The organism is Mycobacterium sp. 1245805.9 (assembly GCF_001672915.1).
In the GTDB taxonomy this organism is placed as follows: domain Bacteria; phylum Actinomycetota; class Actinomycetes; order Mycobacteriales; family Mycobacteriaceae; genus Mycobacterium.
On sequence record NZ_LZKR01000150.1, the window covers coordinates 1 to 22,163 of the forward strand.

The window sequence follows — 22,163 nt, forward strand, 5'->3', positions numbered from 1 at the left end:
CCACCGCGGCCACGCCGTCGACCAGCTGCACGTGCTCGGGCGCCTCGCCGGCGGTCCCGATGACCTCCTCGTGCCCCTGGTGGCCGATGAGCAGAATGTCGTAGTCGTCCCGGGCGAAGCGCCGGGCCTCGTTGTGCACCTTCGTGACCAGGGGGCAGGTGGCGTCGATGGTCTGCAGGTTGCGTTCGGCGGCCGCGGCGTAGACGGTCGGCGCGACGCCGTGCGCGGAGAACACCACGATGGCGCCCTCGGGGACCTCGTCGGTCTCCTGGACGAAAACGGCGCCGGCCTTCTTCAGGGTGTCGACGACGTGCCGGTTGTGCACGATCTCGTGGCGCACGTAGACCGGAGCGCCGTGCTTCTCCAGGGCGCGCTCGACCGTCTCGACGGCCCGGTCCACCCCCGCGCAGTAGCCACGCGGCTCCGCCAGGAGCACCCTCTTGCGGGTTGGGTCGTCGGCTACCGTGCTGGCTGGTCCCACAGAGCCGGGAATTCCCATGTCAACAGTCGGCGGCATGACATTCAGGGTACCGGCCGGCGGTCGGCTTGGACTTGGCCGCCGGTTGAGGCAGTCTTGGACCCATGGCCACTGCACCGTACGGAGTTCGGCTGATAGTCGGCGCGGCGACAGTCGCTGTCGAGGAGACCATGAAGCTGCCGAAAACCATCCTGATGTACCCCATGACGCTGGCCAGCACGGCGGCGCACATTGTGATGCGATTTCAGCAGAACCTCGCCGAGCTGGTGATCAAGGGCGACAGCACCCTGGAGTCGATTTTTCCGCCCAAGGACGAGAAACCGGAGTGGGCGACCTTCGACGAGGACCTGCCCGACGACGACGGTGCTCCGACGGCCGAGGGCGAGGAAACCGACCGGCGGGCCGAGGGCCGGTTCGCGCTGTACTCGGTGGCCGACGCGCACGAGGACGCCAGCGCGCTGGTCAAACCCGCGAAACAATCGACGAAGCCGGCGGCGAAATCGACCGTCACGCAGCCGGCGGTGGCGGCCGAACTCGACTACCCGACGCTGACGCTGGCCCAGCTGCGCGCCAGGCTGCAGTCGCTGAGCATCGACGAGCTCGAGGCCCTGCTGGCCTACGAACAGGCCACCAAGGCGCGGGCGCCGTTCCAGACGCTCCTCGCCAACAGGATCACCCGCGCGAACGCGAAGTGACCCGAGCGGCCAATCCCGAACCCAACTCCGCGGAGAACCCCTTTCCGGTGCGCGCGGTGGCGGTGCGCGTCGCGGGCTGGATCGACAAGCTGGGCATCGTCTGGGTCGAGGGGCAGCTGGCCCAGGTCACGATGCGCCCCGACGCCAAGACGGTGTTCATGGTGCTGCGCGACCCGGCCGCCGACATGTCGCTGACCGTGACGTGTTCGCGTGACCTGGTGGCAAACGCGCCGGTGAAACTCGCCGAGGGCACCCAGGTGGTGGTGTGCGGCAAGCCGTCGTTCTACACCGGCCGGGGCACATTCTCGTTGCGGCTCAGCGAGATTCGCGCGGTCGGCATCGGCGAGCTGCTGGCCCGCATCGACCGGCTGCGCAGGCTGCTCGACGCCGAAGGGCTCTTCGACCCCCGGCTCAAGCGACCAATCCCCTTCCTGCCCAACATGATCGGGCTGATCACCGGCCGCGCGAGCGCCGCCGAACACGACGTGACGACCGTGGCCGGCGCCCGCTGGCCCGGGGTGCGTTTCGCGGTGCGCAACACCGCCGTGCAGGGGCCGAACGCGGTCGCGCAGATCGTCGAGGCGCTGGCCGAACTCGACCGCGACCAGGACGTGGACGTGATCGTGCTGGCCCGCGGCGGCGGCACCGTCGAGGACCTGCTGCCGTTCTCCGACGAAACCCTGTGCCGCGCAATTGCCGCCTGCCGCACCCCGGTGATCAGCGCGATCGGGCACGAACCCGACAACCCGCTGTGCGATCTGGTCGCCGACCTGCGCGCGGCCACCCCCACCGACGCCGCCAAGAAGGTGGTGCCCGACACCGCCGCCGAGCAGCGGCTGGTCGACGACCTGCGCCGGCGCAGCGCGCAGGCCCTGCGCAACTGGGTTGCCCGGGAACAGCGCGCGCTGACCCAGTTGCGCAGCCGCCCGGTGCTGGCCGAACCCCTGACGGCGCTGACCGCCCGCGCCGACGAGATCCACCGCGCCCGCTCGGCGGTGCGCCGCGACATCAGGCGGCTGGTCGCCGCCGAGACCGACCGCGTCGGTCACCTCGGCGCGCGGCTGGCCACGCTGGGCCCCGCCGCCACCCTGGCCCGGGGCTATGCCGTCGTGCAGACCGTTCCCGACGTGGGACCCGCGGCCGTGCTGCGTTCGGTCGACGACGCGCCGGCGGGCACGCGGCTGCGGGTCCGGGTGGCCGCCGGCGCCGTGGCGGCGGTAAGCGAGGGGCTGACCGATGGTCGCTGAGAACAATGAGCCAATTACTCCCATTAGTCAGCTTGGCTATGAAGCTTGCCGGGACGAGCTGATCGAAGTGGTGCGGCTGCTCGAGCAGGGCGGGCTGGACCTGGACGCATCGCTGCAGCTGTGGGAAAGGGGCGAGCAACTGGCCAAAAGGTGCGAAGAGCACTTAGCTGGAGCCCACAAGCGAATCGAGGATGCGCTCGCGGCCGGCGAGCCCGACGAGGGCTGACAGTAAGCCGGCCCGCGAAACTTTTGCTCAAAATGGAACACGTTTCAGTTATGCTTTCCGAATGGGTGATGCATCACTGACGACCGAACTGGGCCGCGTCCTGGTCACCGGCGGCTCGGGGTTTGTCGGCGCGAACCTGGTGACCAGCCTGCTCGACCGCGGATACCAGGTGCGTTCCTTCGACCGCGCCCCCTCGCCGCTTCCAGCGCATCCCAAGCTGGAGGTGCTGCAGGGCGACATCACCGACGCGGGCGTCTGCGCCGCCGCGGTCGACGGCATCGACACGGTGTTTCACACCGCCGCGCTCATCGAGCTGATGGGCGGCGCGTCGGTCAGCGACGAATACCGTCAGCGCAGCTTCGCCGTCAACGTCGGCGGCACGGAGAACCTGGTGCACGCCGGGCAGCGCGCCGGGGTGCAGCGGTTCGTCTACACCTCGTCCAACAGCGTGGTGATGGGCGGGCAGAACATCGCCGGCGGCGACGAGACGCTGCCCTACACCAACAGGTTCAACGACCTCTACACCGAGACGAAGGTGGTCGCCGAGCGGTTTGTGTTGGCGCAGAACGGTGTTGGCGACATGCTGACGTGCGCGATCCGGCCCAGCGGCATCTGGGGACGCGGCGATCAGACGATGTTCCGCAGGCTGTTCGAAAGTGTGATCGCCGGGCACGTCAAGGTGCTGATCGGCCGCAAGTCCGCCCGGTTGGACAACTCCTACGTGCACAACCTGATTCACGGTTTCATCCTGGCCGCGCAGCATCTGGTCCCCGGCGGGACGGCGCCCGGTCAGGCGTACTTCATCAACGACGCCGAGCCGATCAACATGTTCGAATTCGCCCGGCCCGTGGTGGAGGCGTGCGGCGTCAACTGGCCCCGGATGCGCGTGAACGGCCCGATGGTGCGCGCGGCGATGAGCGGCTGGCAGCGGCTGTATTTCCGGTTCGGGATACCGGCGCCGCTGCTGGAACCGCTGGCCATCGAGCGGTTGTACCTGGACAACTACTTCTCGATCGACAAGGCGCGGCGCGACCTCGGATACGAGCCGTTGTTCACCACCGACAAGGCCATGTCCGAATGCCTGCCGTACTACGTGGATCTGTTCCAGCAGATGAAAAGTCAGGCCGCGGCGGGCGGGAGGAACTAGCTTGGGCCGCCTGCCGGTGCGGTGAGCCGGTAGACGTCGACCTCTTCGGGCAGGCCTTTGAGGCGTTGTGGCCCAACGCTTTCGAAGGTCAGGCCCGAGCCGGCGGACAGATCGCGGACGGTGCGGCTGGCCAATACCTCACCCGGGCCCGCCAACGCGCCGATCCGAGCGCCCGTGTGCACTGCCAGGCCGCTCCACTCATCGCCGCGTCGCTGACATTCACCGGTGTGCACACCCGCTCGGATGCGGATGCCTCGGGTGGCGAGGGCCGGCACCATTTCCAACGCGCAGCGAGCGGCCTTGGTCGGCCCGTCGAAAAGCGCGAAAACCCCGTCTCCCGTGTGCTTCTCGCGGCGGCCGCCGTATTTCTCCACCAGCCAGTCGACGGCTTTGTCATGCGCATCGAGCTGGCGACGCCACTGCGCATCGCCACGAGCGCTGAGCAGTTCTGTGGAACTGACGATGTCGGTGAACAGCACCGTCTTGACCACTCGTTCGTCGACGGCGACACCCGATGTGTCGCAGACGAAGTCGAGGATCGCCGCACCCACCATCTCGTCCACCAGAGAGTGCGGCCCCTCGGGCAGTGTCTTGAATTCGGCCCCGGGAATGGCGGCCGCCAACGCCGTCGCGCCTTCTAATGGGGAAATTCGATCGCTGGGCCTCGCCAAGACTAGCGTCGGCGCGCGGATGGAGCCCAGAATGGCGCGGACATCGATCTCCAGCAGTGCCTGCCACAGCCATGCGGCCATCATGGGGCTCGCGCTCACCCGTTGATACCGGCCGTAGAGCTCGCGAAATCCCGGTATGTCGGCGAAGTCGCCGAAGAACAGCTCGGCCAGCGCGCCCTCGCCCCAGTGACTTTCGATCGCTTCCAGATGGCGGGCTTTCTCTTTGGCGGTAAATCCCCAGGGCCAATCCGGCAGCTCCTGAGAAAACCGCGCCGAAACGCCGTACATCACCAACGAATGGACGCGCTCGGGGTGCGTCGCCGCGAACAAAAGGCTCATCGGGCCACCCTCGGACATCCCAAAAAGTGCCGGGCGTTCGACGTTTGCGGCGTCGAGAACTGCGTGGAGGTCATCCATTCGCTCGTCCAGCGGGGGGACATGGGCGGCCGGATCGGAGAGGCCGGTGCCGCGTTTGTCCCACACGATGAGCCGGGTGATCTCCGCCAGCTGTTCGACCACTGCGGTAAGCGGACTTGCCGGTTCGTCCACAAGCTCGACGTTGCTGAACCAACCGGGGTTCCACACGAGCGTGGTGTCACCCTCGCCGAACTCGCGGTACGCCAGCCGCACGGAGCCGTTGCGTGCGTAGCGAACCCGTCGGTCGGCCATACCGACATCTTGGCATCGCCGAGGCGTTGGCGTCAGCGCATCGGCCATCGCGCTTTCTTTCCGCGTGCGCCGCGGTAGCCGGGATGCTGACGAGAAGCCCCGCCCGGCGTTAAGGTTCAGCTCAGCAGCGACGACGCGGAGGGCCGGTTTCGGATGGACACCGAATTCACGCTCACGCAAAAGCGCGCCCTCGCGGTAGTCACGGTGATCGCCCTGTTGTTCGGTGCGTACTTCTTGCGCAACTACTTCGTGCTCATCGTGGTGGCAGCGGTCGGGGCGTATTTGTTCACACCGCTGTTCAACTGGTTCAACAAGCGTCTGGGCACCGGCCTGTCGGCGACCTGCACCCTGTTGGCGGCGCTGGCCGTCGTCATCGTTCCACTCGGGCTCCTGGTGGTCCTGGCGTTTGTTCAGATCTCGCGGATGGTCGACAGCATCGCCGGGTGGGTCAGGACGACCGACCTGAGCGGGCTCGGCGACAGGGTCCTGCATGCGGTCAACGACCTGCTGTCCCGGGTTCCCTTCGCGCACACCACGGTAACCGCTGAAACGCTGAAGAAGGCGATGGTCACCGTGGGACGCAACGTCGGTGAATGGCTCCTGCATTTCCTGCAGGGCGCCGTCGGCGGCATCGCCGGCGCCGTCACGTACGCCATCATCTTTCTGTACGTGTTCATGGCGTTGCTGGTGCATCGCGAGAAGGTGCGAACCTTGATCGGCCAGCTCAACCCGCTCGGCGACGAGGTCACGGACCTGTACTTGAGGAAGGCCGGAGCGATGGTGCGCGGCACTGTCAGTGGCCAGTTCGTCATCGCGCTGTGTCAGGGTGTTGCCGGCGCCGCATCCATCTACATCGCCGGCTTTCACCACGGTTTCTTCATTTTCGCGGTGGTGCTGACCGCGCTGTCCATCATTCCGCTGGGCGGCGGGATCGTAACGATCCCGTTCGGCATCGGGATGATCTTCTTCGGCAACATCGCCGGCGGCGCCTTCGTCGTCTTGTGGCACCTCATCGTGGTCACGAACATCGACAACTTCCTGCGTCCCATCCTCGTTCCGCGCGACGCGCGGCTGAATCCGGCGCTCATGCTGCTATCGGTGTTCGCGGGCATCGCCATGTTCAGTCCCTGGGGCATCGTCATCGGCCCGGTGCTGATGATCCTCATCGTCACCACCGTCGACGTCTACCTCGCGGTGTACAAGGGCGTCGAACTCGACCTGGACGACGAGGAACCCGTGCGCCGCAATTGGTTTCCCTGGCGCAGGGCGAACACAAGGACTTAGCGGAAGCTCACCATCTCGGTGCCCCAGGCGGCCCTTATGGGCGCGTCGACGTCGTTGACGATCGTGTCGCGCTTGTCGATGAGCAGGCACGCGCGATCCGCCTCCTGGTAGGCCGTCCAGTCCGGCTCGCCGGCCGGGCCCTCGGGTTTCCCGTGGGTGGCGAAGTTGACCCACCTGGTGCGCACCCGCTTCGAGACCGCCTTGGCGGTCTTGGCGCCGCCGAGCTTCAGGGTCGGGTCCTTCGGCGCCCCGAGATTCCCCCAGACGTAAGGCAATTCGGTGGCGTGGGCGGCGTTGACCAGCAGCAGTCTCAGCAGCGGGGTGGAGTAGTCGAACCGGTACAGATACACCGGGGCCACGTGGGAGTGCCCTTCGGCCAGCCACACCGACGGCATCCGGAAGCCGACGTCGGTGGCGATGCTCAAATACCTTGCCTTGCGCCGCAATCCGGAGTAGGCGGACACGATCTGGTCCTGGGTGGGCAATTGCAGGTCGGGTTGTTCGGCGGCGATCTGGGTGAACATCGACGTGATCGCGCGCGGGGTGATCGGCATCAGCGGCGAGCGCATCAGCCGGAACAGGGCCGCCTCATGCTTGTTGGTGCCGATGATCAACGGCACCGGGTGGGTGCGGCCCTGCTGCGCCAGCTTGACCGGGTAGTCGTGCAGCAGCTCGCCGTCGACGATCGGGACGAACGCGAGCAGGCCTGGATTGCGCACGGGCACTTCGTCGAACACCTGTTGCGACGCGGCCAGGATCGCCGCGATCGGCGCGTCGGGCAACGCCTCAGGGTCGGTTCCCAGCTTGTCGAGGAAGCTCACGGCGACGCGCTCGGCCCGGTCACGGTCGTACACGGATGTGGCCGGCGAACTCTGGGCGATCGCGCCCGCGAACAGGCCCTCGGCCGCCGGGGCGGCCAGCAGCGTGGTGACGATCCCCGCGCCGGCGGATTCGCCGAACAGCGTGACCCGTTGGGGATCACCGCCGAACCCCGCGATGTTGTCACGCACCCAGCGCAATGCGGCCAGCACGTCGTGCAGCCCGATGTTCGAGTCGAAGCGGCGCCGCGCGGTGTTGAACGACGACAGGTCGAGAAAGCCCAGCGCCCCAAGCCGATAGTTGACCGTCACCACGACGACGTCACCGCTGCTGACCAACCGGTGGCCCTCGTAGAGCGCCTGGCTGGCCGAGCCCAGCACGTAGGCGCCGCCGTGCAGCCACACCAGCACCGGCTTGGCGTCGCCGGCCGCGGTGCCTGCCGGGGCGAACACGTTCAGGCACAGGCAGTCCTCGCCCTGCGGCGCACCGAGATCGAGGGGCATGTTGGGGAACGTGGGTTGCGGGCAGGCCGGGCCGTAGGACGTGGCGTCGGCGACCTCGGACCACCGCTTCGGGGGCTCCGGGCGCCGGAAGCGCAGGTCGCCGACGGGCGGCGCGGCGTAGCGGATGCCCTTCCAGCTCCGGACGTCACCGTCGTCGGCGCCGCGGATCGGGCCGTGGGTGGTTTCGACCACGCGGGTGTCGGTCGCCATCGCTCTCGAACTTCCCTAACTAAGCCGCTCGGTTAGGAATTCGACTACCCGTTTGCGCGCCTCGTAAGCGGGTTGACCGTCAACTTCGCGGACCTCGTCGGTCAGCACCGAGTGCGCCATCTTGCCGAAGCCGCCTTCGTTGCCTGGGCGAGAGTCGATTTCGATGACCTCGAACGCGTCGCCGAGTCGCGCCTTGAGCGCCGCGAACCGTTCCCGCGGCACGATGTTGTCCTCGCTGAAGCGCAAACCCATCGCGCACAGGCCGTCGTTGGCGCAGCGGTCGGCCACGGTGGTCATCTCGGACTCGCTCAACCCTGTGTCGGCGCGTCGCCTGCGGCCCAGCGGCATCGGCACCGACGGCTGGGAAAGCACCGGGGCCAAGACGCTGTCGTCGACGGCGGCGGCCAGCGCGAAGCCCCCGGTGAAGCACTGGCCGATGACGCCGACGCCCTTGCCCGGCGTGGACGCGTTGAGGTCGCGGGCGAGCGCACGCAGGAACAACGACACCGGCCGCTCCTTGTTGGTGGCGAACGCCGCGAATTCCTTTGCGACACAGGCTCGGGTGATAGTGCCGATGATGTAGCCGAGCGTCTTCGGTTTGCCCGGAACACCGAAAAGCGATGGCATGGCAACGGCGAAGCCGTTGTCCACCAGGTGATTACCGAGGCCCAGCACGGCTGGGTGGATGCCGGGGATCTCCGGGATCAGCACCACCCCCGGGCCGGTGCCCTTGCGGTAGACGTCGTGGGTGTAGCCGCCACCGGTGAACGGTGCCACCGACCATCCGGACAAGTCTGCTTCGGGTGCGGTCACGCGATGCCTTCTTTCAGAGCCTATTGAAGGCTCGGCAAAGGCGACGCCGCTTGCGTCGCCGAGGCCAGCGTACGGAATTCGTCGGGGCTGCCGGCACCGGTTATCGCGATCTGGGTGGCGCCGGCCGGGCCGGTCAGCCTGGTGGTCCACACCGGCTCGCTGGCTCCCTCTGCTTGCGCGCCCTGCGCGCTGCCGTGGTAGACGACCCAGTTGACGCCGCCGACGTCGACCGTCCCGGTCGGATACGCCGACGGATGGATCGATGCGACGAGCTTGTCCTCGTCGGCGTTGCTCTGGGTCAGGCCCAGGTACATGCCCGTCGGGCCGATGTAGCCCACGGTCGAGGTGGCCGCGTGCAGCCGCTGACCCGTCGAGGGATCGGTCCGGCCGTTGTCGATGCCGCCGCGACCGCCCGAGTTGGCGTGCCACCCGGCGGGTAACTGGGGCAGCCGAATCGGAAAGCCCAGCGCCTGGGCGTCCGCCCGCAACGCCGCCGCCGCGTCGTAGGACGGGATCGCGCCCTTGTTCGTCCCCACCGGCTGAAACGAGCACATACCGACCAGGCCGGCCAGCAGGATGCAGCCGATGACCAGCGGCGCCAGCGACCAGAACATATCGCGACCGTCCTGCAGCAACCGGGGCTTCGCCGGTTTGGGCGCCGGCGCCGGCTCGCCTAGCTCGGCGTTCGGCTGCGGCTCGTCGGTCATGAGGCCGAGTATCCCAGTTCCCGCAGACCGATCCGCTTCTGGGACAATCTGCAACCATGAGCGATCGCCCCCAACGCCGCGAAGCCCCCGACCGCAACCTGGCGATGGAGCTGGTCCGGGTCACCGAGGCCGGTGCCATGGCGGCCGGTCGCTGGGTGGGCCGCGGCGACAAGGAGGGCGGCGACGGCGCGGCCGTCGACGCCATCCGCGAGCTGGTCAACACGGTGTCCATGCGCGGCGTGGTGGTGATCGGCGAGGGCGAGAAGGACCAGGCGCCGATGCTCTACAACGGCGAGGAGGTCGGCAACGGCGACGGGCCGGAGTGCGACTTCGCCGTCGACCCGGTGGACGGCACCACGTTGATGAGCAAGGGCATGCCCAACGCCATCTCCGTGCTGGCGGTGGCCGACCGCGGCGCGATGTTCGACCCGTCGGCGGTCTTCTACATGAACAAGATCGCCGTCGGGCCCGAGGCCGCCAACGTGCTGGACATCACCGCCCCGATCGCCGAGAACATCAAGGCCGTCGCCAAGGTCAAGGCCCTGTCGGTGCGCGACATGACGGTGTGCATCCTGGACCGGCCGCGGCACGCGCAACTCATCGAAGACGTCCGGGCCACCGGGGCCCGGATCCGGCTGATCACCGACGGCGACGTCGCCGGCGCCATCTCCGCGTGCCGGCCCGAGTCGGGCACCGACATGCTGGCCGGCATCGGCGGCACGCCGGAGGGCATCATCGCCGCGGCGGCGATCCGCTGCATGGGCGGTGCGATCCAGGCGCAGTTGGCTCCCAAGGACGAGGCCGAGCGCCGCAAGGCGCTGGATGCCGGCTACGACCTGGACCAGATACTGACCACCGAGGACCTGGTGTCCGGCGACAACGTCTTCTTCTGCGCGACCGGGGTGACCGAGGGTGACCTGCTCAAGGGCGTCCGGTACTACCCCGGCGGCTGCACCACCCAGTCGATCGTGATGCGCTCGAAGTCGGGCACGGTGCGCCTGATCGAGGCGTATCACCGGCTGTCCAAGCTCAACGAGTACTCGGCGATCGACTTCACCGGCGACAGCTCCGCCGCCTATCCCCTGCCCTGACAACCCGACCCGACCCGACCCGAAACGAAACGAAACGAGGAAGACCAATCTATGGCAACTGAGGATGCCGAGTACCGCATCGAGCACGACACCATGGGCGAGGTTCGGGTGCCCGCAAAAGCCCTGTGGCGCGCGCAAACTCAGCGGGCGGTGGAGAACTTCCCGATCTCGGGCCGCGGCCTGGAGCGCACCCAGATCCGCGCGCTGGGCCTGCTGAAGGGCGCCTGCGCGCAGGTGAACAAGGACCTCGGGCTGCTGGCGCCGGAGAAGGCCGACGCGATCATCGCCGCGGCGGGCGAGATCGCCGACGGCCGCCACGACGACCAGTTCCCCATCGACGTCTTCCAAACCGGTTCGGGCACAAGCTCGAACATGAACACCAACGAGGTGATCGCCAGCATCGCCGCCGCCAACGGGGTGACGGTGCACCCCAACGACGACGTCAACATGTCGCAGTCGTCCAACGACACCTTCCCGACCGCCACCCACATCGCGGCCACCGAGGCCGCGGTGCGCCACCTCATCCCCGCCCTCGAGGTGCTGCACGACGCGCTGGCGAGCAAGGCGCGCGAGTGGCAGACGGTGGTCAAGTCGGGCCGCACGCACCTGATGGACGCCGTCCCGGTGACACTCGGCCAGGAGTTCAGCGGGTACGCCCGCCAGATCGAGGCCGGGATCGAACGGGTCCGGGCCACGTTGCCGCGGCTGGGTGAGCTCGCGATCGGGGGCACCGCGGTGGGCACCGGCCTGAACGCACCGGACGGGTTCGGGGTCAAGGTGGTCGAGACGCTGGTCGCTTCCACCGGCCTGAGCGAATTGCGCCCGGCGGTCAACTCTTTCGAGGCGCAGGCCGCCCGCGACGGGCTGGTCGAGGCCTCGGGCGCGCTGCGCACCATCGCGGTGTCGTTGACCAAGATCGCCAACGACGTGCGCTGGATGGGATCGGGACCGCTGACCGGCCTGGCCGAGATCCAGCTGCCGGACCTGCAGCCGGGCAGCTCGATCATGCCGGGCAAGGTGAATCCCGTTCTGCCGGAGGCGGTTACGCAGGTCGCCGCGCAGGTCATCGGCAACGACGCCGCGGTCGCGGTCGGCGGGTTGTCCGGCGCCTTTGAGCTCAACGTCTACATCCCGATGATGGCCCGCAACATCCTGGAGTCCTTCAAGCTGCTGACCAACGTTTCGCGGCTGTTCGCGGAGCGCTGCATCGTCGGACTCAAGGCGAACGTCGAGCACCTGCGCGAGCTGGCCGAATCGTCGCCGTCGATCGTGACGCCGCTGAACTCGGCCATCGGCTACGAGGAGGCCGCCGCGGTGGCCAAACAGGCGCTCAAGGAGCGCAAGACCATCCGACAGACGGTCATCGATCGCGGGCTGATCGGTGACAAGCTGTCGCTGGAAGAGTTGGACCGCCGCCTCGACGTGTTGGCGATGGCCAAGGTGAAGCCGGAGGACTAGATGAGAGCGGTTCGGCGATGACAAATCCCCCCGGCGGTCCCCCCGGCAGCCCCTACGGTCAGGATCCGTACGGCGCGAATCCCTATGGGCAGGGCCCCTATTGGGGCGGCCCGCCGCAGGGTGGCCCGCCACCGGCCGGTCCGCCGCCGGGTGGCCCTCCGCCCGGTGGCCTGCCGCCGGGCGGCGGTTACCCCTACCCCGCGCCGGGTGGTCCGTACGCGGCGGGCCCGTACCCGCCGCAGCAGTTCCCCCCACCCGGCCAGCAGGTCCCGCCGGGCTGGCCCGGCGGGCCGTACCCGCCCGGCGGGCCGTACCCGCCCGGCCCGCCGCCCGGGCCGCGCTCCAAGGCGCCGTGGCTGATCCTCGCCGGTGTCGCGGTGCTCGGCGTCATCGTGCTGGTGGTGCTCCTGGTGATCGGGCTCAACAGCGGAAGCAAGCCGAACAGGGCGGGGCCCTCGACCAATCCGTCCGTCCCGTCCTCGACGAGCGCGCCGTCGTCGTCGCCGAACAACCAGCAGACGGCGACCGGCTGCACGCCCAACGTGTCCGGCGGCGACAAGCCCACCGGCGACACGATCAGCGCGGGCAAGCTGTCGTTCCCGGCCAACGCGGCGCCCGGCTGGATGGGGTTCTCGGACGACCAAAGCCCGAACCTGATCGGCGCCGTCGGCGTCGGCCAGGAGGTGCCCGGCGCCAATCAGTGGATGATGCAGGCCGAGGTTGCCGTCACCAACTTCGTCACCAGCATGGACGTCGCCGCGCAGGCGGCGAAGCTGATGGACTGCGTGGCCAACGGGCCCGGGTATGCGAACGCGACGCCGACGCTCGGGCCGCTGAAGAAGTCGTCGATCACGGTCGACGGCGTCAAGGCCGCCCGCGTCGACGCGGACATCACGATCGCCGACCCCGCGCGCAACGTCAAGGGCGACTCCGTGGTCATCATCGCGGTGGACACCAAGCCGGTCACCGTCTTCATGGGCGCGACGCCGATCGGCGATGCGGGTTCGGCGGGCGTGATGAACGGCGTCATCGCGGCTCTGAAGGTGAAGAAGTAGCCGGGCCCGCCGGCGCCGACACGTGGGTGGCCTCCGAGCGCCCGCGCAGCACGGTCGAATAGCACTCGGCCCAGTGCGCGCACTCGGCGTCATCGGCCCGCTCGATCGCCGCCGCCGAACACAGGATTCGCCGGTCGGCGGTTTTGGCGAGGTCGGCCAGCCGCGCGGCCTCGTTGACCGCATCGCCGATTACCGTGTATTCGTAGCGGTTTTCGGCGCCGACGTTGCCGGCGAACACCCGGCCGGCCGAGACGCCGATGCCGAAATCGACAACGGGCAGCCGGCGCAGCTGGGTGGCCAACGACCGCGCCGTCGCCAGCGCCGCCGACGCCGGCTGCGCCGTCCGCAGCGGGGCACCGAAGACGGCAAGTGCGGCGTCGCCGGCGAATTTGTTGATCAGCCCGTTGTGTTCGTCGACGGCGTCGACCACGATCCGGAAGAAGTCGTTGAGCACCTCGGCAACCTCTTGCGGGGGAAGGCTTTCCGCGAGCTGCGTCGAGCCGACCAGGTCGATGAAGAGGACCCCCGCCTCGACCACGTCGCCGGACAGCGACGCGCCCTCTTGAATGGCGCGCTGCGCGACCTCCGAGCCGACGTGGCGCCCGAACAGGTCCCGCACCCGGTCCCGCTCGGCCAGGCCCGCGACCATCCGGTTGAATCCCGTTTGCAGACGCCCGATTTGGGAACGCTCGTAGGCGCCCACCTGGGTTCCGATGTGACCGTGTTCGACCTCGGCCATCGCGTCGACGACCTCGCTCAGCGGATCGGAAATGGATCGCGACGTCAGGATCATCGTCGGCAACCCGAGCAGCAGCGCCGCCAGCGCCACCACCAGGATGGGCACGTCCAACGCGGCCGACTTCTCGATCAGCCAGCCGTACGAGCGAAGCACCACCAGTGTCGCGATCACCCCGACGGGAAGCGCGCTGCACATGAACCACAGCAGGACCAGCCGGGCGAACACACCGGGTACCGCCAACCGCGGCTCGGACCCCAGAGTGGCCGCGCCCATGATCGGGCGCAGCGTGCGTTGCCCGAGCAGCATCCCCGTGCCGGCGGCGGCCAGCCCACCAACCAGCGTTCCGAGCGCTATGGGCAGCAGAATCTGGGGCCCGCCGGCGAGATTGCGCAGCACGAAAAACGCCCCGGCCGCACCCCAGGCCAACAGCAGGATCACCGACTGGCGGCCGGGCATTTTCATCGCCGCTGCGCGTTGCTCCTGGCTTGGCGCGTCCCCGGCTACATACCAGCGCAACGAGGGAGCCAGGTTCAGCGCGCCGCCCACCGTCACGCCAACGATGCCCAGCGCGACGAGGACCATCACCACCGCGGTGTTCTTCTCCGCGAAGTCGGCGTTGGCCGCCACGGATGTGCGCCCCCTCAGGGGGATCAGGATGGCGGCCGTGTCGAGGACGGCGATGACGTAGGCAAGCGCCAGGGCGCTCACGTATTCAATCGTGAGCCTGCGAGCGGATTTTCGCCGTCCCGCCGCCGGCGCCCGAAGCCAGCCCAGCCTGATCACCCTCTAAAAATAGCCGCGGGTGCGCCCAAAGCCTTCTAGGCGCCGTCGGTCGGGCCTCCCGAGTTCTGGTTCGGGATGTCGGTGATCGGGAAGTTGGGCATCGGCTTGGGCGAGGGCGTGTTGGGCAGGGCCGGGATCTCGCTGGGCGGAATGTCGTGCAATTGGTTGGCCGGGGGCCCGTTTTCGCGGCCGCCGTAACTGCTGCCCGGCGCCCGCGGCCCCAGCAACTCGCTGACCGTCACCAGGCGGTAGCCGTTGGCCTTGAGCACCGGGATGAACTGGTACACCAGGTCGACGGTGCTCGAGTAGGTGTCATGGAACAGCACCACGGAGCCGGGCTTGATGTACGTCATCAGCATGTACCGCGTCGCGGCCGTGTTGGAGTCGTTGATCCAATCGAAAGGGATGACATCCCAAAGGATTTCGGCCAGCCCGAACTTGCCCGCGGTCTGGCGCACCGCGTCGTTGGACAGCCCGCCGGCGGGACGCCACAGCGACGGGGCGCGGCCGGTCGCGGCGGTGATCGCGTCGTTGCTCCGGGAGAACTGGCCCGCGATGTCCTCCGGCGGGATGGTGGTCATGTTGGGGTGTTCCCAGGTGTGGTTGCCGACCTCCATGCCGGCGTCGGCGACGCGCTTGGCCCCCGCCGGGTTGGCGGCGACCTTGTTGCCGATCAGGAAGAACGTGGCCTTGGCGTCGGCGTCCTTCAGGATCTGCAGCAGCCGATCGGTGTACGGCCCCGGCCCGTCGTCGAACGTGAACGCCACGCACTTGACGACCGAGCAGCTGAGGTTGTCGGCCCGCGTCACGTGACCGGTGAGGGCGCCGATCACCAGGACCGCCGCGGCCGCCACGACGCCCAACACCGTCCGCCAATAGCGCCAGGCCTGGCTGTCGGGTCGTTTCGGCACGTAGAAAGCCTACCGAACGTCGAGGGCGCGACCTCAGCGCCGAGTGTGCTCTGGGGGCTTTCAGTGTTACCCCAGGACGGGATCCGTGCGATTTTTCCGCCCTGGCGGCACGCTCAAAGCCAAGGACTCACACTCAATGCCCTAGACACCGCTAATGCGGTCCGGCGATCTCCTCGAGCATCTCGGTGACCAGCGCGGCGATCGGCGAGCGCTCGCTGCGCAGCAGCGTGATGTGGGCGAACAACGGGTGGCCCTTGAGCTTCTCGATCACCGCCGCGACCCCGTCGTGGCGGCCGACGCGCAGGTTGTCGCGCTGAGCGATGTCGTGGGTCAGCACCACCCGCGATCCGGTGCCCAACCGGGACAGCACGGTCAGCAGCACGTTGCGCTCCAGCGACTGCGCCTCGTCGACGATGACGAACGAGTCGTGCAGGGAGCGGCCCCGGATGTGGGTCAGCGGCAGCACCTCGAGCATGCCCCGGGACAGCACCTCCTCGAGCACGGCCGGGCTGGCCAGCCCCTCGAGCGTGTCGAAGACGGCCTGCGCCCACGGGCCCATCTTTTCGCTCTCGCTGCCGGGCAGGTAGCCCAGCTCCTGGCCGCCGACCGCGTACAGCGGACGGAACACCACCACCTTGCGGTGGGTGCGCCGTTCGAGCACCGCCTCGAGGCCCGCGCACAACGCCAGCGCCGACTTGCCGGTGCCGGCCTTGCCGCCCAGCGACACGATGCCCACCGACTCGTCCAGCAGCAGGTCCAGCGCCACGCGCTGCTCGGCAGAACGCCCGCGCAGCCCGAACACCTCGCGGTCCCCGCGAACGAGCTGCACGCGTTTGGCCGCGTTGACCCGCCCGAGTGCGTGAGAGCTGCCGCCCAACAGCCGAATCCCGGTGTGGCAGGGCAGGTCCCTGGCCTCGACCAGGTCGATCTCACCATCGGCGTAGAGCGCGTCGATGTCGTCGGCGCCGGTCTCGATCTCCTGCATTCCGGACCAACCGGAGACGATGACGTCCTGCGCGTGGTACTCGTCGGCGGCCAGGCCTACCGCGGCGGCCTTCACCCGCAGCGGAATATCCTTGCTTACCAACGTAACTCGCTTGCCCTCGGCGGCGAGGTTGGCGGCGCAGCTCAGGATCCGCGAGTCGTTGCTGTCGGTGCGAAAGCCGGCGGGCAGCACCGACGGGTCGGTGTGATTCAGTTCGACGTGAAGCGTGCCGCCTTGTGTCCCAACGGAAATCGGCTGATCCAGCCGCCCGTGCTCGAGCCGAAGATCATCGAACAGGCGCAACGCCTGACGGGCGAACCAGCCCAGTTCGTGGTGGTGGCGTTTGGCCTCCAGTTCGCTGATCACCACCAGCGGAACCACCACCTCGTGTTCGGCGAACCGGCTGCACGCCCAGGGGTCGGACAGCAGCACGGAGGTGTCGAGCACATAGGTCCGGAGATCGGTCACGAAGCGCTCCTCGAGCGGGTAAGCCCGCGCGGACCCGCACAGGCATGTCGGCGGGAGCCGCAGCACCAGGACCGGGGCCGGTCCTGCCCTTCTCGTGACGGGAGGTGCCGCCCTGGCAGCAGATCTTGTCGCTGGCCATCGGGAACGACGCTACTCTCGTGGCCGCTTCGGCGCCGCGCAGGCGCGCCGAGACCGACACGGCGACACCAAAAACCGGCCGCGAGGCGCGGCCGGTTCGGGTGAAGGTCGGTTTAACTGAGGACGAATTGCCGCAGCGCCGGCTCGCCCGCCACACCCCATTCGGTGATGCGGTCGGAGACCGCCTGACGTAGGTCCTGCGGCGTGAAGATGCCGGCGTCGGCGACGGCCTGCACCTTGTCCGCGTAGGCGTCGATGTCGGCGCCCACCGTCTGCAGGTCCGCCGACCGCGCGGCGATGGCGGCGATGGTCTCGTCGCGGATGTAGGAGAGGCAGTGCGCGACGAGGCTGGCGAACATGTGCTCGTGGCGCTCTTCGTCCCTGCGGATCCGGTCGATGAGGCCGGCCAGCACCGGCTCCTCGATCTGCGCCGCCAGGTTGCGGCAGAATACGGCGTGCGTGCGCTCGGTGAGCGCCATGTAGACCAGCGTTTCGACCTGCGAGTAGGTGTCGGCGCGGTAGCCCTTCATCACGTACTGGACGCGGGCCTCCTCGTTGGCGGTCGGGTCGACCTCCCGGGTCACCACCAGGTACTCGCGCAGCGCGATGGCATGCAGGTGCTCCTCGGCGGTCCACCGGCCCAGCCAGCGGCCCCACCACTCCTCGAGGATGAAGTGCTCGACGAGCTCGCGGTGGTGGCCGGCGAGATTGTCCTTGAGCAGCAGCAGGATCTCGCAGGCGTCGGTGATGCTCCTGGGCAGCGTGGTCTGCGACGGATCCCAGTCGCGCCCGCCCAGGAACGCGAAGTTCTCGCCCTGGTCGAAGGGCACGTAGTCGTGGGCGAACCACAGGTCCTCGGTGTTGAGGTGGTGGTCCATGAGCCGCTCGACGACGGGCTCGAGTTCGAGGGTCAGCGTGTTAGGAACAGGTTTCTGTGCCATGCGGTTACTGTAACTCGGAGGTACAGGTTCGGTGAAATTGTTGGGGTGTGTCGCCGCCGAATGGTGACTTTGGTCCCCTCAGGCGGTCAGCGGTCGACGAGCGTCCAGTCCTCCAGGCCCTCGTAGAGCGGGAACTCCCGGGCCAGCCGCGTCACCCGCTGCCGCAGCGCCGACACGTCGGCGGACGTACCCGCCGCCAGCGCGGTGGCGATGATGTCGGCGACCTCGGTGAATTCGGCGTCCCCGAAGCCGCGGGTGGCCAGCGCGGGCGTGCCCACCCGCAGGCCCGACGTCACCATCGGCGGCCGGGGGTCGTTCGGGACCGCGTTGCGGTTCACGGTGATGCCGATCTCGTGCAGCAGGTCCTCGGCGGCCTTGCCGTCGAGCGGCGAGTCGCGCAGGTCCACCAGCACCAGGTGCACGTCGGTGCCGCCGCTGACCACCGAGACGCCGGCCTTGGCGACGTCGGCGGCCAGCAACCGGTCGGCGACGATGCGCGCCCCGGACAGCGTGCGCTGCTGGCGGTCGGCGAACTCGGGGGTGGTGGCGATCTTGAGCGCGACCGCCTTGCCCGCGATGACGTGCATCAGCGGCCCGCCCTGCTGGCCGGGGAACACCGCCGAGTTGATGGCCTTGGCGTACTCCTGCTTGCCCAGGATCATGCCGGAACGGGCGCCGCCGAGGGTCTTGTGCACGGTCGTGGACACCACGTCCGCGTGCGGCACCGGCGTCGGGTGCAGGCCGGCTGCGACGAGCCCGGCGAAGTGTGCCATGTCCACCCACAGCTTGGCGTCTACCTCGTCGGCGATCGAGCGGAACGCGGCGAAGTCGAGGATGCGCGGGTAGGCCGACCAGCCGGCGATGATCACCTTGGGGCGGAACTCGACCGCCCTGGCCCGCACGACGTCCATGTCGACCAGATGCGTCTTCGGGTCCACGCCGTAGAAGCCGGCCTCGTACAGCTTCCCGGAGAAGTTCAGCTTCATCCCGTGGGTGAGGTGGCCGCCGTTGGCCAGGTCCAGGCCCAGCAGGTGTTCCCCGGGTGACATCAGGGCGTGCAGCACGGCGGCGTTGGCCTGCGCGCCGGAATGCGGCTGGACGTTGGCGAACTCGGCGCCGAACAACGCCTTGGCCCGGTCGCGGGCGATGTTCTCGACGACGTCGACGTGCTCGCAGCCGCCGTAGTAGCGCCGGCCGGGCAATCCCTCGGCGTACTTGTTGGTCAGCACGCTGCCCTGGGCCTGCAGCACCGAGCGGGGCACGAAGTTCTCGGAGGCGATCATCTCCAGCGTGTCGCGTTGCCGGTGCAGCTCCTTGTCCAGCAGCTCGGCGATGTCGGGGTCGACCTCGGCGAGCGGGGCCGACATCACGGTGGAGGAGGTACGGGCGTCGGGTGCGGCAGTCACGGGCGCCAGTCTATCCAGCGCGCTTATCGCCAGCCCAGCCGTCGGGCGCGCGTCCGCCCCTGCCACACTTGAGCACTATGCCGCGGCCTAGCGAGCCGAGCCCTTATGTGGAGTTCGACCGAAAACAATGGCGTGCGCTTCGCATGTCCACGCCGCTGGCCCTCACCGAAGAGGAACTGGTCGGGCTGCGCGGTCTCGGCGAGCAGATCGACCTGCTGGAGGTCGAAGAGGTTTACCTGCCGCTGGCCCGGCTGATCCACCTTCAGGTGGCCGCGCGCCAGCGGCTGTTCGCCGCGACGGCGGAATTCCTCGGGGAACCCCAACAGAACCCGGACCGGCCGGTGCCGTTCATCATCGGGGTGGCGGGAAGCGTGGCCGTCGGCAAGTCGACGACGGCCCGCGTGCTGCAGGCGCTGCTGGCCCGCTGGGATCACCACCCCCGGGTGGACCTGGTGACCACGGACGGCTTCCTGTACCCGAACGCCGAGCTGGACCGGCGAAACCTGATGCATCGCAAGGGGTTTCCGGAAAGCTACAACCGCAGGGCGCTGATGCGGTTCGTGACGTCGGTCAAATCCGGTTCGGACTATGCGTGCGCGCCGGTGTATTCGCACCTGAAGTACGACGTCATCCCGGGGGCCAAGCACGTAGTCCGCCACCCCGACATCTTGATCCTCGAGGGCCTCAACGTCCTGCAGACCGGGCCGACACTGATGGTGTCGGACCTGTTCGACTTCTCGCTGTATGTCGACGCCCGGATCGAAGACATCGAGCAGTGGTACGTGTCGCGGTTCCTGTCGCTGCGCGGCACGGCGTTCGCCGACCCCGAGTCGCACTTCCACCACTATTCAGCACTCAACGACACCAAGGCGGTCGCGGCCGCGCGCGAGATCTGGCGGTCGATCAACCGGCCCAACCTGGTCGAGAACATCCTGCCGACCCGGCCCCGCGCCACCCTGGTGTTGCGCAAGGACGCCGATCACTCCATCAATCGGCTGCGCCTGCGCAAGCTGTAGCGCGGGGCCCGGTCGGGGGACTACGTCGGGAGGCGACGCACGCCCAGGTACTGCAGCCCGGCGAACGCCGCGGTGTAGAGGCCCGTGGCCAGCGTGGCGGCCACCCCGGCTGCGGTCAGCATGGGCACGGCTTCGGCGGCCGCGATCGCAGCCAGCGTGAAGACGACATTTGCCACGATGATGCCGATCCCGACGCGGCGCAGGTCCGGCACCGCCGCGAGGGTGAACACGACGAGGCCGGAAAGCACGAAGAATGCGCCCATCGCGTACCCCTGGCCCGACGTGAGGCCGGTCAGCGACGAAATCGGGTCGGCGAAAAAGGCGACGGCCAAGCCGCAGATACCCGTCAACGTGGCGTCCGCGCGCATGGCGAAACGCAGCAGCGAGTCGGTCGAGTCGTACAGGGGTCGGGTGGGAAGACCAGAAATGGCGGTCATGTGATCACTCCTAGCGATGGCGAGGGGGTCGAACTGGTTTGAGCGTGCCGCTAGAGCACTGCCAGATCGACTCGTGGCGCTGCCAACTGCTGCCACGGATACAAAGACCAGCCGTTTATTCCCGCTATTCCCAGTTGTCCTAAATTGCCCGCCCCTCGACCACACTGAACGGCGATGCCGTTTCGACCACCCGCGTCATTTCGAAGCCGGCCCGGTTTAGCAGTTGGCGGTATTCGGCGGCGGTCCGCTCACGGGCGTCCAGCGCCATCAGCATTTCCAGGTCCAGCCAGTTGCCCACGAATTCACGATTGTGCTTGGGGATGACGAGCTCGACGAGCAGGACGTGCTTGCCGGCGCCAGCGGCGGCGCGCACGTTGCGGAGGATGTGCACGGCCTCCTCGTCGGGCCAATCGTGAATCACGCTCTTGAGAACGTAAGCGTCGCCGCCCTCGGGTACCGACTCGAAAAACGAGCCTTCGACGATCCGGACGCGGTCGTCGACGCCGTGCTCGGAGAGGGTGGCCGGGGCGCCCGCCACGACCTCGGGCCGGTCGAAGAGGATGCCGCGGGCCTGGGGAGCGGCGGCAAGGATGGCGGCCAGTAGCCGGCCGTGCCCACCGCCGACGTCGGCGATGGTCGCGAACCTGCCGAAGTCGTAGCCGGCGATCAACGGTGCGATGGCGAGTTCGGATCCACTGGTCATCGCCTGATTGAAAATTTCGCCGAGTTCGGGCTCCCCGGCCAGGTATTCGAACGTGGGCTTGCCGCGCAGTTCGGGGATGACGGCCCGGCCGGTGCGGATCGCGTCGGTGAAGTGGCTCCAGTGCTCGCGGTGCTGGGGCGAGCCCAGCCAGCGGGCCCACCCGGCGACCGATACCTCCGCATCCCGGCGAAGCGCGTCCGCGAGCGGGGTGAGGTCGTAGCGGCCGTCGCGACGTTGCCGAAAGATGCCGCGCGCGATCAGCGCCCGCAGCAGTCGGCTCAGGGCGTTGGCGGCGGCGCCGACGGCCGCGGCGAGATCGTCGGCCGACAAGGGTCCTTTGGCGAGCGCGTCGGCGATGCCGAGCTCGGCGGCCGCGGTGATGGCCTGGGCGGCCCATCCGTCGACGACCATCTCCATCACCGCGATTGGCGCCGGGACAAGGCGTCGGTGCAGTTGGGCGATTCGATGCCTGACGAGTTCGATCGCCCGCACGACTCTGACCGGCGGAACCCTCGACGCCATACTGCCTCCCTGACTTCGGTGCTCTCTCCGCATATTCGACA

The 22,163-nt window shown here is 68.5% G+C and carries 20 protein-coding genes and 1 pseudogene; 9 read left to right on the forward strand and 12 right to left on the reverse strand.

Features of this window, described 5'->3' with window-relative positions:
- Positions 1-517: pseudogene (locus A9X00_RS19945) on the reverse strand (4-hydroxy-3-methylbut-2-enyl diphosphate reductase); the annotation flags it as partial.
- A gap of 65 nt (positions 518-582) precedes the next feature.
- On the opposite strand from A9X00_RS19945, the gene A9X00_RS19950 reads away from it, so the two are divergent.
- From A9X00_RS19950 to A9X00_RS19965, 4 genes are all read left to right on the forward strand, one after another.
- Positions 583-1,173, forward strand: coding sequence for a lipid droplet-associated protein (locus A9X00_RS19950; protein ID WP_067157278.1), 591 nt, complete (start codon positions 583-585; stop codon positions 1,171-1,173).
- Entirely contained in the window at positions 1,170-2,420 is a 1,251-nt protein-coding gene (xseA, locus tag A9X00_RS19955) for an exodeoxyribonuclease VII large subunit (protein WP_067157281.1), read from the forward strand. The genes A9X00_RS19950 and xseA overlap by 4 nt, the downstream gene beginning before the upstream one ends.
- Positions 2,410-2,646: an exodeoxyribonuclease VII small subunit gene (locus A9X00_RS19960; protein ID WP_067157284.1), complete on the forward strand. Its 237-nt coding sequence runs from the start codon at positions 2,410-2,412 to the stop codon at positions 2,644-2,646. The genes xseA and A9X00_RS19960 overlap by 11 nt, the downstream gene beginning before the upstream one ends.
- 61 nt (positions 2,647-2,707) lie before the next feature.
- Complete coding sequence (locus A9X00_RS19965) at positions 2,708-3,793, forward strand: NAD-dependent epimerase/dehydratase family protein (protein ID WP_067157287.1); 1,086 nt, start codon at positions 2,708-2,710, stop codon at positions 3,791-3,793.
- Here the strand turns inward: A9X00_RS19965 and A9X00_RS19970 are convergent.
- Complete coding sequence (locus tag A9X00_RS19970; protein WP_232006889.1) at positions 3,790-5,181, reverse strand: adenylate/guanylate cyclase domain-containing protein; 1,392 nt, start codon at positions 5,179-5,181, stop codon at positions 3,790-3,792. The genes A9X00_RS19965 and A9X00_RS19970 overlap by 4 nt on opposite strands.
- A 105-nt stretch (positions 5,182-5,286) precedes the next feature.
- On the opposite strand from A9X00_RS19970, the gene A9X00_RS19975 reads away from it, so the two are divergent.
- The gene (locus A9X00_RS19975; protein ID WP_067157294.1) at positions 5,287-6,417 is read left to right on the forward strand and encodes an AI-2E family transporter; all 1,131 of its coding nucleotides are present in this window, start codon (positions 5,287-5,289) and stop codon (positions 6,415-6,417) included.
- Here the strand turns inward: A9X00_RS19975 and A9X00_RS19980 are convergent.
- From A9X00_RS19980 to A9X00_RS19990, 3 genes are read right to left on the reverse strand one after another with little or no spacing between them, the layout of a single operon-like run.
- On the reverse strand, positions 6,414-7,949 hold the full coding sequence (locus A9X00_RS19980; RefSeq protein ID WP_067157297.1) for a carboxylesterase/lipase family protein: 1,536 nt from the start codon (positions 7,947-7,949) through the stop codon (positions 6,414-6,416). The genes A9X00_RS19975 and A9X00_RS19980 overlap by 4 nt on opposite strands.
- A 15-nt stretch (positions 7,950-7,964) precedes the next feature.
- Positions 7,965-8,762 carry a dienelactone hydrolase family protein gene (locus A9X00_RS19985; protein WP_067157300.1) on the reverse strand — a complete coding sequence of 266 codons (798 nt, stop codon included), beginning with the start codon at positions 8,760-8,762 and terminating at the stop codon, positions 7,965-7,967.
- A 20-nt stretch (positions 8,763-8,782) separates the two neighbouring features.
- Positions 8,783-9,469, reverse strand: a complete 687-nt coding sequence (locus A9X00_RS19990; RefSeq protein WP_067157303.1) for a DUF4245 domain-containing protein — start codon at positions 9,467-9,469, stop codon at positions 8,783-8,785.
- 56 nt (positions 9,470-9,525) lie between these two features.
- On the opposite strand from A9X00_RS19990, the gene glpX reads away from it, so the two are divergent.
- Genes glpX through A9X00_RS20005 form a run of 3 tightly spaced genes read left to right on the forward strand, consistent with a single transcriptional unit; the run spans position 9,526 to position 13,073 of the window.
- A complete protein-coding gene (gene glpX, locus A9X00_RS19995) occupies positions 9,526-10,560 on the forward strand; it encodes a class II fructose-bisphosphatase (RefSeq protein ID WP_197515216.1) in 1,035 nt (344 codons plus the stop codon).
- A gap of 51 nt (positions 10,561-10,611) precedes the next feature.
- The gene (locus tag A9X00_RS20000) at positions 10,612-12,018 is read left to right on the forward strand and encodes a class II fumarate hydratase (protein ID WP_067157306.1); all 1,407 of its coding nucleotides are present in this window, start codon (positions 10,612-10,614) and stop codon (positions 12,016-12,018) included.
- A 17-nt stretch (positions 12,019-12,035) separates the two neighbouring features.
- Positions 12,036-13,073 (forward strand): hypothetical protein, encoded by a 1,038-nt coding sequence (locus A9X00_RS20005; RefSeq protein WP_067157310.1) that lies wholly within the window; start codon positions 12,036-12,038, stop codon positions 13,071-13,073.
- Here A9X00_RS20005 and A9X00_RS20010 read toward each other — a convergent pair.
- The 5 genes from A9X00_RS20010 to glyA form a co-directional block, all read right to left on the reverse strand.
- The gene (locus A9X00_RS20010) at positions 13,045-14,511 is read right to left on the reverse strand and encodes an adenylate/guanylate cyclase domain-containing protein (RefSeq protein WP_067157362.1); all 1,467 of its coding nucleotides are present in this window, start codon (positions 14,509-14,511) and stop codon (positions 13,045-13,047) included. The genes A9X00_RS20005 and A9X00_RS20010 overlap by 29 nt on opposite strands.
- Before the next feature lie 119 nt (positions 14,512-14,630).
- Positions 14,631-15,506, reverse strand: a complete 876-nt coding sequence (locus tag A9X00_RS20015) for a polysaccharide deacetylase family protein (protein WP_067157313.1) — start codon at positions 15,504-15,506, stop codon at positions 14,631-14,633.
- A 151-nt stretch (positions 15,507-15,657) separates the two neighbouring features.
- Positions 15,658-16,959 (reverse strand): PhoH family protein, encoded by a 1,302-nt coding sequence (locus A9X00_RS20020; RefSeq protein WP_067157365.1) that lies wholly within the window; start codon positions 16,957-16,959, stop codon positions 15,658-15,660.
- Between the two features lie 251 nt (positions 16,960-17,210).
- On the reverse strand, positions 17,211-18,038 hold the full coding sequence (locus A9X00_RS20025) for an acyl-ACP desaturase (RefSeq protein ID WP_067157316.1): 828 nt from the start codon (positions 18,036-18,038) through the stop codon (positions 17,211-17,213).
- Positions 18,039-18,124: 86 nt separating this feature from the next.
- Positions 18,125-19,405, reverse strand: coding sequence for a serine hydroxymethyltransferase (glyA, locus tag A9X00_RS20030; RefSeq protein WP_067157318.1), 1,281 nt, complete (start codon positions 19,403-19,405; stop codon positions 18,125-18,127).
- A gap of 116 nt (positions 19,406-19,521) precedes the next feature.
- Between glyA and coaA the strand changes: the two genes are divergently transcribed.
- Entirely contained in the window at positions 19,522-20,460 is a 939-nt protein-coding gene (gene coaA / locus A9X00_RS20035; protein ID WP_067157321.1) for a type I pantothenate kinase, read from the forward strand.
- A 20-nt stretch (positions 20,461-20,480) separates the two neighbouring features.
- Here the strand turns inward: coaA and A9X00_RS20040 are convergent, their stop codons facing one another.
- Both A9X00_RS20040 and A9X00_RS20045 read right to left on the reverse strand, forming a co-directional pair.
- Complete coding sequence (locus A9X00_RS20040; protein ID WP_067157324.1) at positions 20,481-20,897, reverse strand: hypothetical protein; 417 nt, start codon at positions 20,895-20,897, stop codon at positions 20,481-20,483.
- Between the two features lie 139 nt (positions 20,898-21,036).
- Positions 21,037-22,122 (reverse strand): methyltransferase, encoded by a 1,086-nt coding sequence (locus A9X00_RS20045; RefSeq protein ID WP_067157327.1) that lies wholly within the window; start codon positions 22,120-22,122, stop codon positions 21,037-21,039.
- Positions 22,123-22,163: the final 41 nt, after the last annotated feature.

Bases quoted from the DNA above. Each gene is read 5' to 3' on its own strand.
- A9X00_RS19970 (WP_232006889.1), bottom strand. From the start codon at position 5,181: ATGGCCGATGCGCTGACGCCAACGCCTCGGCGATGCCAAGATGTCGGT.
- A9X00_RS20040 (WP_067157324.1), bottom strand. From the start codon at position 20,897: ATGACCGCCATTTCTGGTCTTCCCACCCGACCCCTGTACGACTCGACC.
- glpX (WP_197515216.1), top strand. From the start codon at position 9,526: ATGAGCGATCGCCCCCAACGCCGCGAAGCCCCCGACCGCAACCTGGCG.
- A9X00_RS19950 (WP_067157278.1), top strand. From the start codon at position 583: ATGGCCACTGCACCGTACGGAGTTCGGCTGATAGTCGGCGCGGCGACA.
- A9X00_RS19975 (WP_067157294.1), top strand. From the start codon at position 5,287: ATGGACACCGAATTCACGCTCACGCAAAAGCGCGCCCTCGCGGTAGTC.
- A9X00_RS19980 (WP_067157297.1), bottom strand. From the start codon at position 7,949: ATGGCGACCGACACCCGCGTGGTCGAAACCACCCACGGCCCGATCCGC.
- A9X00_RS20000 (WP_067157306.1), top strand. From the start codon at position 10,612: ATGGCAACTGAGGATGCCGAGTACCGCATCGAGCACGACACCATGGGC.
- A9X00_RS19990 (WP_067157303.1), bottom strand. From the start codon at position 9,469: ATGACCGACGAGCCGCAGCCGAACGCCGAGCTAGGCGAGCCGGCGCCG.
- A9X00_RS20005 (WP_067157310.1), top strand. From the start codon at position 12,036: ATGACAAATCCCCCCGGCGGTCCCCCCGGCAGCCCCTACGGTCAGGAT.
- A9X00_RS20045 (WP_067157327.1), bottom strand. From the start codon at position 22,122: ATGGCGTCGAGGGTTCCGCCGGTCAGAGTCGTGCGGGCGATCGAACTC.
- A9X00_RS20025 (WP_067157316.1), bottom strand. From the start codon at position 18,038: ATGGCACAGAAACCTGTTCCTAACACGCTGACCCTCGAACTCGAGCCC.
- A9X00_RS19965 (WP_067157287.1), top strand. From the start codon at position 2,708: ATGGGTGATGCATCACTGACGACCGAACTGGGCCGCGTCCTGGTCACC.
- A9X00_RS19960 (WP_067157284.1), top strand. From the start codon at position 2,410: ATGGTCGCTGAGAACAATGAGCCAATTACTCCCATTAGTCAGCTTGGC.
- coaA (WP_067157321.1), top strand. From the start codon at position 19,522: ATGCCGCGGCCTAGCGAGCCGAGCCCTTATGTGGAGTTCGACCGAAAA.
- glyA (WP_067157318.1), bottom strand. From the start codon at position 19,405: ATGTCGGCCCCGCTCGCCGAGGTCGACCCCGACATCGCCGAGCTGCTG.